Raw genomic sequence first — 14,952 nt, 5'->3', positions numbered from 1 at the left:
GGTGATCAAGCGCATGGCCTACGGCTTCCGGGACTCGGACTATTTCTTCCTGAAAATCAAGGCCGCCTTCCCCCGGAAAGGCGCGATGAACCTTTTATATGCCTGGACAAGGACGAGGCCGAGAAGGAACTGGTGCGCCTGCGCCGGCAGTGGTTCGCCAAGCGCAAGGGCGTCCTGGCGCTGCTGCGCGAAGCGATCTTCCAGCAGGAAAGCCCATTGCTCGACGGCGACGCCGCGAACAAGGCCAGCGACGCCGACGCGGCGCTGCAGGAACTAGGTGCCGACCAGGTCGCCGACGAGAAGCTGCGCCGGATCGAGCGGGTGATCCAGGGCCGCGGCTTCGTCACCATCGCCGAGAGCCTCAACGCGGTGGAGGCCTGGCTGTCGTCGATCCCCGGCAACGCCTACGCCAATGTCCGCCAGCCGCTGATCTCCACGCTCAATCTGGCGCACCTGATGCCGATCTCGGCAGTCTGGGCCGGCCCGGCGCGGAACGAACATCTGGACGGCCCGCCGTTGGTGATCACCCGCACCGATGGCGCCACACCCTTTCGCCTGGTCACCCACGTCGGTGACGTCGGCCATACCCTGGTGGCCGGCCCCACGGGCATGGGCAAATCGGTGTTGCTGGCGACCCTGGCTCTGCAGTTTCGACGCTACCCGGGCTCACGCCTGTTTCTGTTCGATATGGGGCGCTCGCTGCGCGCAACGGTGCTGGGCCTGGGTGGCGAGCACTACAACCTCGGAGGCGACAGCGACCTGGCCTTCCAGCCTCTCGCGCGCATCGATCAACCGGGATACCGAACATGGGCCGCCGAGTGGCTGGAGGCGCGCCTGCTGCAGGAAGGCGTGGGCGTCGGCCCCGAGCAGAAGGCCGCACTGTGGACGGCACTCGACAGCCTGGCCGGCGCGCCCGAGGCGCAGCGCACACTGACCGGTTTGTCCGTGCTGCTGCAGGACAACGCCCTGCGCCAGGCGCTGCAACCCTACGTACTGGGCGGTGCCCATGGCCCGTTGCTGGATGCCGATCAGGATCGGCTGGGCAGTGCCGACGTGCAGTGCTTCGAGATGGAGGAACTGATGCACAGCAAGGCGGCGGTAGCTGCGGTGCTGAGCTACCTGTTCGCCCGCTTCGAGGAACGTTTCGACGGCGCGCCGACCCTACTGATCCTCGACGAGGCCTGGCTGTTTCTCGACGACCCGCTGTTCGCCGCGCGCATCCGTCAGTGGCTCAAGACCCTGCGCAAGAAGAACGTCAGTGTCATCTTCGCCACCCAGTCACTGGCCGACATCAAGGACTCCAGCATCGCTGCGGCAATCATCGAGAGCTGCGCCAGTCGCATCTTCCTACCCAACCCGCAGGCGGGCGAGCCGCAGATCCGCGGCATCTACCAAGGCTTCGGCCTCAACGACCGACAGATCGAGATCGTCGCCCAGGCCACACCCAAGCGTGATTACTACTACCAGTCGCGCCTGGGCAACCGCCTGTTCGACCTCGACCTGGGGCCGGTAGCGCTGGCCTTCGCCGCCTCGGCCAGCCCGGCCGAGCAGCGCGAGATCGACCGCATTCTGCAGGCTTACGGCACCGCCGGTTTCGCCCCTGCCTGGTTGCGTCACCGCGGCCTGGACTGGGCCAACGCCTTCACCGTAATCGATCCAACCAACCTGGTGCAGAACACCCTGACTGCGGTGCGCACCCTGGAGATGGCGAACAACCAGGTTCGCCAGTTACAGAACGAGACCCAGATGCTGCTGAACCAGGCCCGTCACCTGCAGCGCCTGGACTACAACGTGGTCAACCAGTTGCGCGCGAGACTGGCCAATACCGAGCGGCTGCTCGCCGAAGCACGAGGGCTGGCCTACGAAGTGCAGCGCATGGATCAGGAGTTCAGCCGCCTCTACCCGAACGAGTACACCGGCGACGTCAGCAGCCAACGCCTGGCAGAAGAAGCACGCGAACGCTGGCAGCAGGGCCTCGACGGGCTGCATACGGCGCTGCGTGTACAGGCTCAGGTGACGCAGAACCTGGCCGAGGATGAGAGCGCCTTGGCCGCTCTGGTGCAGCAGAGCCAGTCGGCGGGTGGCGCCTTGCAGGCTGCCCAGGCCACCAACCAGTTGCTGGCCCTGCAGGCCAAGCAGTCGATCCAGGCGCAGCAGCTGCAGATCACCCAGAACCGTGCCGTCGCCCTGGAGCTTGCCCGTCAGTCTGCAGCGGCCGAGGAGGCACGCGAACGGCGGCGTCGCTTTATGGGCAACGGCACGCCCTATACCCCCTACCCCGTGCAGTTCTATCGGTAGGGAGGCGCCCTCATGAGATTCCTGGCACTGCTGCCGCTGCTGGTGCTGGTCGCCTGCGGGCAGGACGACAACGGGGTCATGGCTCGGCAAGACGATGCGACTGAGCGCTTCTACTCCGGCTGTGCTCGGCCCGGCGAGTTTCTGCGGCTTACCGACTTGCCCGCGATCCCGCCCAGCTTCGACGAGGACGTGCAATGAACGACGTCAGCGTAATTGACCGTTTCCTCGAGGTGTTCGGGCTGTATATCGACACCGGCTTCGGCCTGCTCGGCGGTGAGGTGGCCTTTCTCACCATGACCCTGGTGGTGATCGACATGACCCTGGCCGGGCTGTTCTGGGCCATGGGTGGCGAGGACGTCAGCGCCAAGCTGATCCGCAAGATCCTCTATGTCGGTGCCTTCGCGTTCATCATCGGCAACTTCAACATGCTGGCCAAGATCGTCTTCAACTCCTTCGCCGGGTTGGGTCTGCTGGCCTCAGGCTCCGGGTTGAGTCATGCGGAGTTCCTGCAGCCAGGGCGGTTGGCCGCGATTGGGGTTGATGCCGGAGGGCCACTGCTTGAGCAGATCAGCAAACTCAGCGGTTTTCCCGAAGTATTCAGTAACCTGCACAGCATCCTAGTGCTGTTTCTCGCCTGGCTGGTGGTGATCGTCAGTTTCTTCTTCCTGGCCATCCAATTGTTCGTCACCTTGGTCGAGTTCAAGCTGACCACCCTCGCCGGCTTCGTGCTGGTGCCCTTTGCGCTGTGGAACAAGACGGCCTTTCTCGCCGAGAAGGTGCTGGGCAACGTGGTTGCGTCCGGCATCAAGGTGCTGGTGCTGGCAGTGATCGTCGGCATTGGCAGCGGGTTGTTCGCCGAGTTCCAGCACATGCCGGACGAGCCCTCCATCGACCATGCGCTGGTGGTCATGCTCGCCTCGCTGGCCCTGCTCGGCCTGGGCATCGTCGGGCCGGGCATTGCCACCGGGTTGGTCTCCGGCGCACCGCAACTGGGTGCTGGTGCAGCAGCCGGTACTGCACTCGGCGCGGCGGGCATGGCTGCTGGTGCTGCTGCAATCGCCGCAGGTGTCGGGGGCGCGGTATTGGCCGGCGCACGTATGGCACCAGGTGCAGCACGCTTGGCAATGGGCGGCGCTCGCTCTCTGGCAGGAGCTTCTTCCAGCGCTGCAGCAAATGGCGCCGCAGCAGCTTCCGATCCTGCAACCGCCCCAGCCAAACAGCCCGACTGGGCTAAGCGCCTGCAGCGCAGGCAACAACTCTCACAGGCCACCAGCACGGTCACCCACACCCTGCGCGGTGGCGATGGCGGTGGCTCATCTCCCGGGCCGCAGGTCCGCGACCCATCGAATTCGTAAAGGAGGACGAGGATGCGATTCAGACGTCCACGGGTGCGCTACAGCGACACCCCTCAACCTGTCACCCCTTACCAGGCAGCGGCACAGGCCTGGGATCTGCGCATGGGCAGCAGCCTGGCGCAGGCGCACAACTGGCGGCTGATGGCCTTCGGCTGTCTGGGCCTGGCGCTGCTGATGGCCGGCGGGCTGGTCTGGCGTTCGGTGCAGTCGACGGTGACGCCCTATGTGGTGGAGGTCGACAACCTCGGCCAGGTGCGCGCCGTCGGCGAAGCCGCCAGTCCCTATCAGCCCCAGGATGCACAAATCGCCCATCACCTGGCGCGCTTTATCGAGCAGGTGCGCTCGCTGTCGATCGATCCGGTGGTGGTGCGACAGAACTGGCTGGAGGCCTATCACTCCACAACCGACCGCGGCGCAGCCACCCTCAACGACTATGCCCGCGCTAACGATCCCTTCACCCGGGTCGGCAAGGAGTCGGTATCGGTGGAAGTCACCAGCGTGGTGCGTGCTAGCGACAGCTCGTTCCAGGTGCGCTGGACCGAACGCCGTTTCGTGAATGGTGCGGCCGCCGGCCTGGAGCGCTGGACCGCGGTGATCTCGCTGGTGCTGCAGCCTCCACGCACCGAGGAAAAGCTGCGCCGCAACCCGCTCGGCATCTACGTCAACGGCCTGTCCTGGAGCCGTGAGCTAGACACTACGGAAGGAGCCAAGAAACCATGAGAACTACCCAGAGCATTTACATCTGCCCTCTGCTGCTGAGCGTGCTGGCCGGCTGTGCCAGCCAGCAGCCGCCAGTGATCGAGCTGGATGAACCGGTAGAAGCGCAGCGCCTGCCGGAGCCGCCCAAGCCCATCGAGGTAGTGGAAGTACCCAAGCCCCTGGCCCTGCCCGCACAGCTCAAGCCACTGCCGGAAACTCAGCGCAGCAAATCGGCCAAGGAACCGGCCGACGAGCGCGTCCGGGTCTCGCGCGCCAATCGTGACGCTCGGGTGGCACCGAGCCGGGAGGGCTATATCAACGCCATCCAGGTCTGGCCTTACTCCGATGGCGCGTTGTATCAGGTGTACGCCAGCCCGGGTCGGGTGACGGCGATTAACCTGCAGCCCGGCGAAGAGTTGATCACCGTGGCCGCCGGCGACACCGTGCGCTGGATCGTCGGCGACACCACCAGTGGTAGCGGCGACGAGTTGCGCACCAGCGTGCTGATCAAGCCGACGCGGGTCGACCTCAAGACCAACCTGGTGATCACCACCACGCGCCGCACCTACCTGATCGAGCTGAGTTCCACCGAAAACGCCTGGATGGCTTCGGTGTCCTGGGACTATCCGAAGGATCGAATGCTCGCCCTGCGCCGCCACGCTAGTGCCGCCCAAGCCGCAGCTCCGGTGGACGCCGGCCTGGCGCTGGAGCAGCTGCGCTTTCGTTATGCAATCAGCGGCGGCAACCCGCCCTGGAAGCCGCAGCGCGCCTTCGATGACGGCCGCAAGGTGTATATCCAGTTCCCCGCAGGCATCGCCCAGGGCGAGCTGCCGCCGCTGTTCGTGATAGGCCCCGAAGGTGACGGACAGCTGGTCAACTATCGCTTCCGCTCGCCTTATTACATCGTCGACCGCCTGTTCGGCGCGGCCGAGCTGCGCCTGGGTGCCGACAAGGGTGACGTGGTGCGTATCGAACGCACCGACGGCGTGACACGGAGGCCTTGAGCATGACGGCCAAGGACGACAAACAAACCGCGGCAACCTCGCTACCGCCCAAGGAGGCGCCGGAGTCGCTGGAGCTGCGCGCCAAACCTCGCCCTGTCACCCGCCTCAACCCACGCATGCTGGCGGTAGTGGTGGGCGGCCTATCGGCTGCGGTACTAGGAGCCATGCTGTGGTCGCTGCAACCGCAGCAGCGCCGCCAGGGCACCGAGCCGAACGAGCTGTACAACGTCGACCGCGTTGCGCGCTCCGAAGGGCTGGATCAGCTGCCGGCAGACTATTCGCAGTTGCCGACTCCACCTGCGCCGGAAGTGCCGCAACTGGGCCCACCGCTGCCCGGCGATCTGGGCGGGCCAATCCTCAGGGCGGAGCAGCAGGCGCAAGGTTATGGGCATGGGCCAGATGCCGCCGAAGCAGAGCGCCTGGCCCTGCTCAAGGAAGCCGAGGAAGCAGCGCAGTCCTCGGTGTTTTTCCAGACCAGCAACGCGCGGAAATCGAGTATCGCATCTGGTGGTGGCGCTCAACTCGATTCCCCAGCTCTGGGTATGGCTTCGTCAGGCGCAGTAGCCGCCGCAGGAACACCAACGCAGCAGGGGCGGAACGAGGCGTTTCTCAGTAAATCCGTAAACGCACAAATCCGTAATTCCGGATTGCTGCAGATGCCTGAGTCGCCTTACCAGGTGATGGCCGGCACCGTCATCCCGGCAGCACTGGTAACCGGCATCAAGTCGGATCTACCCGGCGATGTGATCGCTACGGTGACTGAACCGGTCTACGACAGCGCCACCGGCCAGCACGTGCTGATTCCGCAGGACTCGCGCCTGCTGGGCCGCTACAACAGCCATGTGAGCTACGGACAAAGCCGCGTGCAGGTGGTGTGGCAGCGAGTGATCCTGCCGGACACCTCATCCTTCCAGCTCGACAACTTGGTCGGTACCGATGCCGCCGGCTATGCCGGTCTCGAGGATGGCGTCGACTGGCATTGGGATCGGATCGTCGCCGGCGCGGCCATGACCAGCCTGCTGGGCATCGGTGCCGAGCTGGCGGCACCGACCAGTCGCACCGATGGCAACCGCATCATCATCGCCGGACGCGACAGCCTGCAGGACACGGTGAATCAGGTCGGCCAGGAGGTCACCCGCCGTAACCTCGATATCCAGCCCACGTTGACCCAGCGCCCTGGCCTACCCCTACGCGTGATCGTAAACCGCGATCTGGTGCTGCGTCCCTATCAGCCTTTCTCCACTCAACAGAGGAACCTGCAATGAGCACGACCAAGCTGCGTCTCGGCCCACTGCCGAAAACCGAAAACATAAAGCTGACCTTCACCTGCCCCGCCAGCCTGAAGGCCGACCTCGAGCGCTACGCGGCACTGCATTCGCATACCTATGGCGAAGAGGTCGACGCCCTGACGCTCATCCCGCACATGCTGGAAGCTTTTATGGCGAGGGATCGGGTGTTCAGGAGAACAAATACACAATCTTGCACCGGCAATTGATAAGCCTGCATCCCCTCCCAGCTGCCGTGGTGACAACGGCAGAAAACCCACACACGGTTGAAAACCGTGACCTAATACATCACACTTATCACCATGATCGTAAGCTTCCGGCACAAAGGTCTACGCATTTTCTTTGAATCTGGCTCAACCAAAGGCATCCGGGCCGACCACGCAAAGCGCCTGGGCCGAATGCTGAGTTTTATGGATAGAGCCAATGAACCCGCCGACCTCGACATCCCCGGTTGGCGGCTACATCCCCTCAAAGGGGAACTGGAAGAGTTCTGGTCACTCACCGTCAATGGAAACTGGCGAGTGATCTTTCGATTCGTGGGTAGCGACATCGAGCTCGTCGACTACCTTGACTATCACTAAACAGGAGGGGGTTATCCATGACCATGTTCAACCCACCGCATCCTGGTGAAACCCTGCTTGAGGACGTGCTCCCCGAACTGGGCATCAGCATTGCCGAACTTGCTCGCCGCCTTGGTTTTGCGCGGGAATCCCTGTCTCGCATCTTGCACGGCCATGCGCCGGTCAGTCCGGATTTGGCCGTTCGCCTAGAGTTGGCCGGCATCGGCAAAGCTCGCACCTGGCTCGGAGTGCAAGCCGACTACGACCTTTGGCAAGCTAGGCATCGCGAACAGCCGCACATCGAGCGCTTTGCTGCGATTGCTTAGTTCCGTATGGAAGAACGAGGGAAGCGACTTCGATGAAAGGAAAAGCTCTTGTGCGCAATTCAAGCCCGCTGTCGACTTTCTTCAGGAGCAGCTCTGATACAGCCAAGCGCACTGCTTACGGTGCAGCAGTTGAACGCGCCATCGAAAGTCAGCGCAAGGTACTCGAAGAAGCGAAACGCATAAGAGAGCTGACTCTATCAGCTCAACCGGCTTGAGGCCGACCTAGAGCGGTATGCGATATTGAGCTCAAAACCCTTTGTCAAAAACCAGCCATATATCGGGGCCTGAACTGCCGTTCTAGCCAAAGGTTTTTAAGAACGGCTCAGCGCAATGTCTGATTGCCGCGACCACGTGCGGTGCTTGCTCGCTCAGTTCAGTTGAGCGCGCCAGTACGCGCTCAAGCGCGCTCAACTGCCCGCGGATTACTTCTTCTGGCCGCACTACATCACAGACTTGGGCGAAGTCCAGCAGCCCTTGGCGCGACGCAAAGAGCGATTTGTTGCCCACAAGATCCAGCGCTAATACGTCCTCAGGAATATAGGCAGTGGTGTTGACGATATCGTAGGCTGGGGCGAGCCGTGCGTCGCGCCGGGTAGGGTCGGAATACAGCAGGCCGAAGTTTTTCAGATGGGCGTCACCGTTACCAACGATGCAGCTCAAGGTCACGATGGCGAAAAGTTGTGCCAGCGATTCTTGCACCTGCTCAGGCGCGCAAAATAGGCGGATTGCTTTGGCAATAGCCGAATAGCTCTTGCTGTATTTTTGCTCCGCAGCTAACCCCATCAATGCTGCCATGTCCTCGAAACCGATAGGGTTGAGCTGCTTATCCCGGTCGAAGCGACGCATGACGAAGAGCTTGGTATTGTCGGAGAGGTAGAATTCCGGCACGGCAATGCCAACCTCCTTTGCCACGGACATGCAAAGGAACTCGTTGATCGCCAGCCCGGGAAACTCATCCCGACCGCTCTTGATGATCAGATCGGAGGTTTTTGAGGTGAAGCGTTGTGGCACCGAGTCCTGATGTTCTGGCACCAGCACCTTTGGCTGAACGCCCGATATACCGGCACGCAGGATGTAACGATCCACTAAGCCGGCAAAAATATCTTCTGCTCCGTCCCAGGCGAGGATTTCTTCCAATTTTTCTCCGGGGAACTGCTGCCTGCGTAACAGCGCATCGACCTCAGGCGAACTGACCGCCACCCGCCCGATAGGCGAACTGCTCCCAGACAGTGCCAACAGCAACATCGGGTCAACGTTGGCCACCTTGGCCAGACGGTTGCGCAGTTGCTCCAAGACGTAGCCTTCCGGCAGGTTCATCTGGAAAATGGGGTGCAGCTCCCGATGGCGGTATTCGTCCAATCGCACCGGCATGAGCAAACTGATCGCTGCCTGCGCCTTGGCGTTCTCGTGGTAGCGGAACAGATAGTCTGTGCCGCTGGAAAGAATCCTCCCACTGCCACCCTCAGGCGTTGCAACCTGCAGCACGGCTGTCATCAGTCGAATACTCCATGGATTTCGTCCAGAGTGGGCATGGCTGCCGGCACCACATTGAATTCAGAGTCGAGGGCGGCCAGTACTCGCGCATAGGCACTCATCCCCACCGAGAGGTCGCCCTTCTCGATGGCGATAACCTTCTGCCGGGTGATGCCCGCGAGGGAAGCGAGCGCGGCCTGCGTCAACCCACGATTCAGACGGCGCTGCCGAAGCTGCTCGCCAAGTCGCAGTGTGATGAGGGAATAGTCCATGTTCCGTATACGAGACAAATTGCGATAGATGTAACGTATACCGAACGAGCACAGAGATCAAATACAGCGGGCTAATAAATCCAAAAATCGATTCATTCACCGGATTGATGCCTAGCTCAGACTTATGACAACGCAATCCGCTTACGCATGAAGATCAGGGCATGCGATCTCCGCCCTAGAGCAATCCAGGCCAGCAAAATACAATAGGTCATATTTGAACCAATAAAGTACTTTATGGCGCATAATGGACCAGAAGTGAACCATTAAATAAGGTCTTCCCTTGGCCCTAACCCACTCTCTGCTCGCTCCAGACGAACTGGCCCAGAAGATCGGTGCCAACGCTCGAGAAGCGCGACTCGCACAGAACCTCTCCCGCAAATCCTTGGCGAAGATGGCGGGTATTTCCGAATCGACCATTAAGCGGTTCGAGTCCAATGGTCAGATCACCCTCGATGCTCTGGTGCTAATCGCTACAGCACTTGGTGCCACACGCCAAATCGCTGAGCTGTTCACGCATGAACGACCTGTCTCGCTTGAAGAAATCAAACAAACAGGACGTACCCGGGGGCGCCGATGAAATCCATCAATACTTGTAGGTATCGCTCGCAGCCACACCGGTCGGCGTCACGGACGTTGAACAGGGAGCCTGCAATGAGCACGACCAAACTGCGTCTCGGCCCACTGCCGAAAACCGAGAACCTGAAGCTGACCTTTACCTGCCCGGCTAGCCTGAAGGCCGACCTCGAGCGCTACGCGGCGCTGCACTCGCAAACCTATGGCGAAGAAGTTGACGCTCTGACGCTGATACCGCACATGCTGGAAGCCTTCATGGCGAGGGATCGGGTGTTCAGGAGACTTGGTAAAACGAGCTGACAACCGAATCGGTTTACCCTGGCTGGCCGCCCGTTAAGCCCTTGCCTCCGAAGAGACTAATAACAAACGTGAGCGCGAACCTTCGCCCCAAAGGCACTCGGACGAAATCGGCCTGAATAAATTAAGAAAAAATCAGTAGAATCGGAAAAAATGAAGATTTTCTTGTCTCACTCAAGAAAATCTGGGGGCCAGAGCCAAGCTAAAGGAATTTTTGACATGCACCTAGTCGGTTACGCTTGGCTACGCGAAGCCATGCAACTGTCCGCATTCCCCTTGCATCTGCCAGCAATTGTGCAGCCTGTCACTCGTTTGAAGAAGATAGGCCAGACCTTGGCTGTACCATCTGCCATCGCACCGGCTGCTGATGACTTGCTGGGCCATGTCCTCTTCGCGCTGAAGCATGAGGGGGTCAATCTTGCCATTCTGGCTCAGGCTCTCCCCAAGATACCAGTCGCAGCCCTGGAGAATGCCCTGCAGGAGGCGCCCAACGGCATCTACATTCGCAAGGCGTGCTATCTGAGAGAAGCGTTCACCGGCGAGGAGGTTCCTCAGCATGCTCCGGTTCGGGGGGCTTTCGTGCCGCTCTTCGATCCCAAGCGCTACGTGACCCGCCCGGGAACAAGAAACTCCCGGTGGCGGGTGGAATTCAACGGCCTTGGCGACGTGGGCTACTGCGCCACCGTGGAAAGAACCGCCAGGCTGATCGAACTTCAGGAACACGACATACTTGGCCGGGCGAAAGCCTTCATGGAGTCCCTGCCTCCGGTCATGATGGATCGGGCGATCAACTGGGCCTATTTGCATGAAACCAAGGATTCGTTCGCTATCGAACGCGAAGCGCCGAACGAGGACAAGTCGCGGCGATTCATTCACTTGCTACGCCAGGCACACGAACGCCAGCCGCTGACCGAGGAGTATCTGGTGGCGCTGCAGAACGCCACGGTATCGAACCCTTATGATCTAGCTGCGGCATTCAGGCATGAACAAAACCACCTCGCAGGAGCCCTTCAAGGGGCTGCCGGGGTGACTTACGTTCCCCCACCACCAGAGCTGTGCCGCGAGCTGATGGAGCACCTCATGCAGTTTGCGAATGAGGCCCCCACCCAGATCGACCCGCTGGTAGCAGCTGGAATCATTTCCTTTGGTTTCGTATTCCTCCACCCCTTTATGGATGGAAACGGACGCCTATCCCGATTCCTGATCCACCAGGCACTTTGCCGCGCAGGCGCCTTGGAGAACGGCCTGCTACTGCCAGTGTCGGTGGCAATGAAACGTGAGGAGCGCCTGTATCTGGAGGCCCTGCAGGGATTCTCCCGCCCAGCCCGGGATTTCTGGGATGTGCAGTGGATCGACTTTGGCAAGTTGGCTTTCGACTTCCGGGGGGATGCGGCGATCTACCGCTACTGGGACGCAACTGCCTGCGTCATCTTCATCATGGAAATGGCTCAGCACGCCCTGGAGGTCGAACTCCGGGAAGAAGCCGCTTTTCTGGAGTGCTACGACGCCGTCTACAGGGCTGTGGATGAGCGATTCGACATCCGCGGCAGCGACTTGGCGAATCTGGTGATGATGTGCCTAACCAATGATGGCTTTGTTTCGAAGCACCGTCGTAAACAATACCAGTACAGGGTACCCACTGAAGCCTTCGACTACATAGAACAGATTGGCCAGCAGGTTCTTAGCGAGCAACACGCGGCTCAAGAAAAACGTCAATAGCCGCATCTTTTTATCGTGTAGGCAAGCTAGACAAACGAATGCATTCAGAGCAAGCAACAGGTTTAAGAAATATAAAAAATGCTCACCATCAGTGAGCATTTTTTATATTTCTTAAACCCAGACAGCATCAGTCTCAGCGCTCTTGAGGCCCCTTCCATTCCAGCAACGCCTGTAGCGGATCCAGCTCGCCAACAAGCTCACGCGCTTGGGCGAGCTTATCCATAACAATGCATCGCGCGGCTTCGGGCAGATCGAAAGGGAGCTCTCCGCATCACTGAAAAAGGCCTGGATCCGCTTTATGTCATCCCACTGCTTGATGGCACTCAACAAATCAGCCCTCGCCTGCTCTCTTGCCTCATTCTGCCGTCGAACTTGCTGCCTCTCCTCGAGGCGGCACATCTGCTCCTTCCACTCCTGCTGCCGAATTCTGGCCTGTTCCTCGGCCTCCTCTACCAATCCGGCAATTACAGGCGCGGCGTCTGTGAGCTGCTGCACGATCTCATCAAGCTGGCCACGTAGCGAGCCTTGCTTAGCCTCCTTCCAGCTCTGAGACCAATCAGTCCACGGATATGGCGAGAACGCCCTTATACATAGGCGGCCGGTCGCAAAGTCCATGCGCGTCGACCAGTTCCAGGTTGAGCTCAAGCGGCGCATCTGCTGCGACGGTATCTTGGAGGTGGGGATGTACTTGCCATCGATGTAGCGGGCCTCCAGTTCCTCAGTCATCTCAAATAACGTCAATCCAATGGCAACCGTCCCGACGAAAACCACTGTGGGCTTAGATGGTGACCACAACGCCGGATGCCGGTGCCTTGGCTTCTTGGGTGGGTGCTCATGCTCATCAAACGAGGCCCGGGCATAGGTTCGGTCACTCGGTGCAAACATCACGCTATGGCCAGCAGCCTCCAGCTTGAGAAACAGCTGATTCGCCAGTTTCAGGGCAGGCTCAAGCTGAGGCTTGGTCACCACGACATCCACCAGACGCTGTCTCCCGGGCTTGAGGAACCCCTGGTCGATGACGCGTCCCTGCTCAAAGACCTCATACGCCCCCGCGACAACAGGGTGCTGCCTTGATCGCGATATGCGGAGCTGTTCGGGTTTGATTTTGCGCGGTGCAGGTGCCTTCGGTACCGGTCGAGGAACAGCACCAAGAGCATCTCCCCTGCGCCAGACCTGAAGATCACCAGGCCCAGCCTCAGGCAGCGGTGGCTGAGGACTCGGTATTCCATTCTCCAGCTTTACCCAGTGCCCACGCGGCGGCCGCGGGACATTCATGCGGGTACACACGCGCGCCAAGAAGCTGGAAGAAACACGATGGTGATCCGCGATCTTGGTCATGGGACGCCGCCACACCTCTGCGTACATCTCCTCACGACTGACTGGGCCACCAGGGCTGGAACCAGGTTGCTGGGCTACCTCTTCGGAAGACACGTATCAATCCTCAAGCCTGATATCGCCGACCAGCCAACGGCTGGCCATACGCCACGATCTATCAGGTCAAACCGAACCAAAAAGGTTGTTGTACCAAACCCTCCGTAGCTCCCTCCACCACGTTGTTCGCCCGGCGAGCAGGGGACAGCATCTGCAGAACGGATCAGGGTCGATAAGGAGGCGATATTCATGCCCGCATCATCTGAGCAGATAGCCGCACGCTTGATCACCTGCCCATCCCGAATCCTGCGAGCCAGTGCGGCCCCCGCCTACCTCGGCATGTGCCGCACAGAGTTCAACAAAACCGTCCGGCCTTACGTGCGGGAATTTCGCGTTGGCGTGCAAGGCATCGGCTTTGATCGCGAAGAGCTGGATGCCTGGGCAGACGCCTACATCGACCGGGCCATCATTGAAAAGGAAGGTGCCAAGGGACATGATCACTCCCGCAGCGAGCGCCAAGGAGAAAAACCATGGCGCGAAAAACCATTAGCGGCCTCTACAAAAGGAACGGGACCTGGCACATCGACAAGGTCTTCAGAGGTCAGCGAATTCAGGAAAGCACTGGATCAAGCGATAGGAAGGAGGCAGAGCAGTACCTGATACACAAGCTGGAAAAGCTCCGGGAACAGAAGATCTACGGCGTCCGCACGATCAGAACCTGGCGGGAAGCCGCTACGCGTTACCTGATCAGCCGTCGATAGGCCTCACAGCCATCTATCTGGAGCAGTTGGACCCGTATATTGGCGACCAGCCTCTGACTCATGTCGACGACGAGACCCTGGCTCCCTACATAAGGGATCGACTCAAGAGCACCAGAACCCGCGATGGCAAGTTGAAACCTGGCGTCTCACACCGCACGGTGAACATCGCCCTAGAGCGCGTCATACGCATCCTGAACCTGTGCGCCCGAAAATGGCGTGATGAGCAGAAGCGTCCCTGGCTCGACGTAGTGCCAATGATCACCAAGCTGGAAGAGAAGAAAACCAGACGCATGCCCTATCCGATGTCCTGGGAAGAGCAGTCGATTCTCTTCGCGGAATTGCCGGATCATTTGCGCCGCATGGCCCTGTACAAGGTCAACAGCGGCTCACGCGAGCAGGAGGTCGTGAAGCTTCGCTGGGATTGGGAGATACCGATTCCTGAGCTCAACACCAGCGTCTTTCTCATACCGGCGGATTTTGGTGGCCGACATGAGAGCTCCGGGGTCAAGAACGGCGACGAGCGCCTCGTTGTGCTCAACAACGTAGCCAAGTCGGTCATCGAGGGACAGCGTGGGCTTGATCCGGTTTGGGTATTTCCTTACGGACAACCCGATCGAAACGGCAAGGCCACTCCAGTTCACCGGATGAACGATTCGGCATGGAAGAAAGCCAGAGTCAGAGCAGCGAAGAAGTTCCAGGAGCGCTTCATGCGCCCTGCTCCACCTGGGTTTGCTTCGATCCGTGTTCACGATCTGAAGCACACCTTCGGTCGAAGACTTCGGGCATCTGGTGTGACAGAGGAAGACAGGAAGGCTCTGCTGGGCCACAAGAACGGCAGCATCACCAGTCACTATTCAGCCGCCGAGCTGGGCAAACTGATAGATGAAGCCAACAGGATTTCGGCTACCGACTCGCGTGGGCCGGCCCTGACAATTTTGAGGAGGATGGCAGGATGAAA

17 protein-coding genes and 2 pseudogenes are annotated in these 14,952 nt (G+C 60.3%); 16 read left to right on the top strand and 3 right to left on the bottom strand.

Features of this window, described 5'->3' with window-relative positions; genetic code table 11:
• Positions 1-93 precede the first annotated feature (93 nt).
• The 11 genes and pseudogenes from IN820_RS22825 to IN820_RS03425 form a co-directional block, all read left to right on the top strand.
• Positions 94-1,635, top strand: a pseudogene (locus tag IN820_RS22825) (TraG/VirB4 family ATPase); the annotation flags it as partial.
• Positions 1,609-2,298, top strand: coding sequence for a P-type conjugative transfer protein TrbJ (gene trbJ, locus IN820_RS22405; RefSeq protein ID WP_207793486.1), 690 nt, complete (start codon positions 1,609-1,611; stop codon positions 2,296-2,298). The pseudogene IN820_RS22825 and the gene trbJ, both read left to right, overlap by 27 nt.
• A gap of 12 nt (positions 2,299-2,310) precedes the next feature.
• The gene (locus tag IN820_RS03465; RefSeq protein ID WP_193679636.1) at positions 2,311-2,496 is read left to right on the top strand and encodes a hypothetical protein; all 186 of its coding nucleotides are present in this window, start codon (positions 2,311-2,313) and stop codon (positions 2,494-2,496) included.
• Complete coding sequence (gene trbL, locus IN820_RS03460; protein ID WP_193679635.1) at positions 2,493-3,653, top strand: P-type conjugative transfer protein TrbL; 1,161 nt, start codon at positions 2,493-2,495, stop codon at positions 3,651-3,653. The genes IN820_RS03465 and trbL overlap by 4 nt, the downstream gene beginning before the upstream one ends.
• 12 nt (positions 3,654-3,665) lie before the next feature.
• Positions 3,666-4,373 (top strand): conjugal transfer protein TrbF, encoded by a 708-nt coding sequence (gene trbF / locus IN820_RS03455; protein WP_193679634.1) that lies wholly within the window; start codon positions 3,666-3,668, stop codon positions 4,371-4,373.
• A complete protein-coding gene (gene trbG, locus IN820_RS03450) occupies positions 4,370-5,356 on the top strand; it encodes a P-type conjugative transfer protein TrbG (protein ID WP_193679633.1) in 987 nt (328 codons plus the stop codon). Before trbF ends, trbG begins: the two co-directional genes overlap by 4 nt.
• Positions 5,357-5,358: 2 nt before the next feature.
• Complete coding sequence (locus tag IN820_RS03445; RefSeq protein WP_193679632.1) at positions 5,359-6,621, top strand: TrbI/VirB10 family protein; 1,263 nt, start codon at positions 5,359-5,361, stop codon at positions 6,619-6,621.
• Positions 6,618-6,851 carry a DUF2274 domain-containing protein gene (locus IN820_RS03440; protein ID WP_193679631.1) on the top strand — a complete coding sequence of 78 codons (234 nt, stop codon included), beginning with the start codon at positions 6,618-6,620 and terminating at the stop codon, positions 6,849-6,851. The genes IN820_RS03445 and IN820_RS03440 overlap by 4 nt, the downstream gene beginning before the upstream one ends.
• Before the next feature lie 93 nt (positions 6,852-6,944).
• Positions 6,945-7,223 carry a type II toxin-antitoxin system RelE/ParE family toxin gene (locus IN820_RS03435; protein WP_019339397.1) on the top strand — a complete coding sequence of 93 codons (279 nt, stop codon included), beginning with the start codon at positions 6,945-6,947 and terminating at the stop codon, positions 7,221-7,223.
• Between the two features lie 17 nt (positions 7,224-7,240).
• A complete protein-coding gene (locus tag IN820_RS03430) occupies positions 7,241-7,528 on the top strand; it encodes a HigA family addiction module antitoxin (protein WP_003108490.1) in 288 nt (95 codons plus the stop codon).
• Between the two features lie 32 nt (positions 7,529-7,560).
• Positions 7,561-7,743, top strand: a complete 183-nt coding sequence (locus IN820_RS03425; protein WP_193679630.1) for a hypothetical protein — start codon at positions 7,561-7,563, stop codon at positions 7,741-7,743.
• A gap of 82 nt (positions 7,744-7,825) precedes the next feature.
• On the opposite strand, the gene IN820_RS03420 is transcribed toward IN820_RS03425, so the two are convergent.
• On the bottom strand, positions 7,826-9,022 hold the full coding sequence (locus IN820_RS03420) for a type II toxin-antitoxin system HipA family toxin (protein WP_193679629.1): 1,197 nt from the start codon (positions 9,020-9,022) through the stop codon (positions 7,826-7,828).
• The gene (locus IN820_RS03415) at positions 9,022-9,273 is read right to left on the bottom strand and encodes a helix-turn-helix transcriptional regulator (protein WP_193679628.1); all 252 of its coding nucleotides are present in this window, start codon (positions 9,271-9,273) and stop codon (positions 9,022-9,024) included. The genes IN820_RS03420 and IN820_RS03415 overlap by 1 nt, the downstream gene beginning before the upstream one ends.
• 280 nt (positions 9,274-9,553) lie before the next feature.
• Between IN820_RS03415 and IN820_RS03410 the strand changes: the two genes are divergently transcribed.
• From IN820_RS03410 to IN820_RS03400, 3 genes are all read left to right on the top strand, one after another.
• Positions 9,554-9,850 carry a helix-turn-helix domain-containing protein gene (locus tag IN820_RS03410; RefSeq protein ID WP_193679627.1) on the top strand — a complete coding sequence of 99 codons (297 nt, stop codon included), beginning with the start codon at positions 9,554-9,556 and terminating at the stop codon, positions 9,848-9,850.
• A 74-nt stretch (positions 9,851-9,924) separates the two neighbouring features.
• The gene (locus IN820_RS03405; protein WP_193679626.1) at positions 9,925-10,146 is read left to right on the top strand and encodes a DUF2274 domain-containing protein; all 222 of its coding nucleotides are present in this window, start codon (positions 9,925-9,927) and stop codon (positions 10,144-10,146) included.
• A gap of 216 nt (positions 10,147-10,362) precedes the next feature.
• Positions 10,363-11,862, top strand: coding sequence for a Fic family protein (locus IN820_RS03400; RefSeq protein WP_193679625.1), 1,500 nt, complete (start codon positions 10,363-10,365; stop codon positions 11,860-11,862).
• 111 nt (positions 11,863-11,973) lie between these two features.
• Here the strand turns inward: IN820_RS03400 and IN820_RS22495 are convergent, their stop codons facing one another.
• Complete coding sequence (locus IN820_RS22495; RefSeq protein WP_235989061.1) at positions 11,974-13,200, bottom strand: hypothetical protein; 1,227 nt, start codon at positions 13,198-13,200, stop codon at positions 11,974-11,976.
• A 282-nt stretch (positions 13,201-13,482) separates the two neighbouring features.
• Here IN820_RS22495 and IN820_RS22490 point away from each other — a divergent pair, with 282 nt between their 5' ends.
• Together IN820_RS22490 and IN820_RS22820 are read left to right on the top strand one after the other, a co-directional pair.
• A complete protein-coding gene (locus tag IN820_RS22490) occupies positions 13,483-13,893 on the top strand; it encodes a hypothetical protein (RefSeq protein ID WP_235989060.1) in 411 nt (136 codons plus the stop codon).
• Positions 13,779-14,950: pseudogene (locus tag IN820_RS22820) on the top strand (tyrosine-type recombinase/integrase). The gene IN820_RS22490 and the pseudogene IN820_RS22820 overlap by 115 nt, the downstream one beginning before the upstream one ends.
• Positions 14,951-14,952: the final 2 nt, after the last annotated feature.

This window comes from Pseudomonas lopnurensis (assembly GCF_015070855.1).
Taxonomy (GTDB): Bacteria; Pseudomonadota; Gammaproteobacteria; order Pseudomonadales; family Pseudomonadaceae; genus Stutzerimonas; species Stutzerimonas lopnurensis.
Note: the sequence above shows the minus strand (reverse complement) of the source record. Positions and strands in the feature narration are given on the sequence as shown.

What these genes read in the sequence shown, in the direction of transcription:
- trbL (WP_193679635.1), top strand. Translation starts at nt 2,493, where the DNA reads ATGAACGACGTCAGCGTAATTGACCGTTTCCTCGAGGTGTTCGGGCTG.
- IN820_RS03445 (WP_193679632.1), top strand. Translation starts at nt 5,359, where the DNA reads ATGACGGCCAAGGACGACAAACAAACCGCGGCAACCTCGCTACCGCCC.
- IN820_RS22495 (WP_235989061.1), bottom strand. Translation starts at nt 13,200, where the DNA reads ATGACCAAGATCGCGGATCACCATCGTGTTTCTTCCAGCTTCTTGGCG.
- IN820_RS03420 (WP_193679629.1), bottom strand. Translation starts at nt 9,022, where the DNA reads ATGACAGCCGTGCTGCAGGTTGCAACGCCTGAGGGTGGCAGTGGGAGG.
- IN820_RS03425 (WP_193679630.1), top strand. Translation starts at nt 7,561, where the DNA reads ATGAAAGGAAAAGCTCTTGTGCGCAATTCAAGCCCGCTGTCGACTTTC.
- IN820_RS03440 (WP_193679631.1), top strand. Translation starts at nt 6,618, where the DNA reads ATGAGCACGACCAAGCTGCGTCTCGGCCCACTGCCGAAAACCGAAAAC.
- trbF (WP_193679634.1), top strand. Translation starts at nt 3,666, where the DNA reads ATGCGATTCAGACGTCCACGGGTGCGCTACAGCGACACCCCTCAACCT.
- IN820_RS03415 (WP_193679628.1), bottom strand. Translation starts at nt 9,273, where the DNA reads ATGGACTATTCCCTCATCACACTGCGACTTGGCGAGCAGCTTCGGCAG.
- IN820_RS03430 (WP_003108490.1), top strand. Translation starts at nt 7,241, where the DNA reads ATGACCATGTTCAACCCACCGCATCCTGGTGAAACCCTGCTTGAGGAC.
- trbG (WP_193679633.1), top strand. Translation starts at nt 4,370, where the DNA reads ATGAGAACTACCCAGAGCATTTACATCTGCCCTCTGCTGCTGAGCGTG.
- IN820_RS03435 (WP_019339397.1), top strand. Translation starts at nt 6,945, where the DNA reads ATGATCGTAAGCTTCCGGCACAAAGGTCTACGCATTTTCTTTGAATCT.
- IN820_RS22490 (WP_235989060.1), top strand. Translation starts at nt 13,483, where the DNA reads ATGCCCGCATCATCTGAGCAGATAGCCGCACGCTTGATCACCTGCCCA.
- IN820_RS03405 (WP_193679626.1), top strand. Translation starts at nt 9,925, where the DNA reads ATGAGCACGACCAAACTGCGTCTCGGCCCACTGCCGAAAACCGAGAAC.
- IN820_RS03400 (WP_193679625.1), top strand. Translation starts at nt 10,363, where the DNA reads ATGCACCTAGTCGGTTACGCTTGGCTACGCGAAGCCATGCAACTGTCC.
- IN820_RS03465 (WP_193679636.1), top strand. Translation starts at nt 2,311, where the DNA reads ATGAGATTCCTGGCACTGCTGCCGCTGCTGGTGCTGGTCGCCTGCGGG.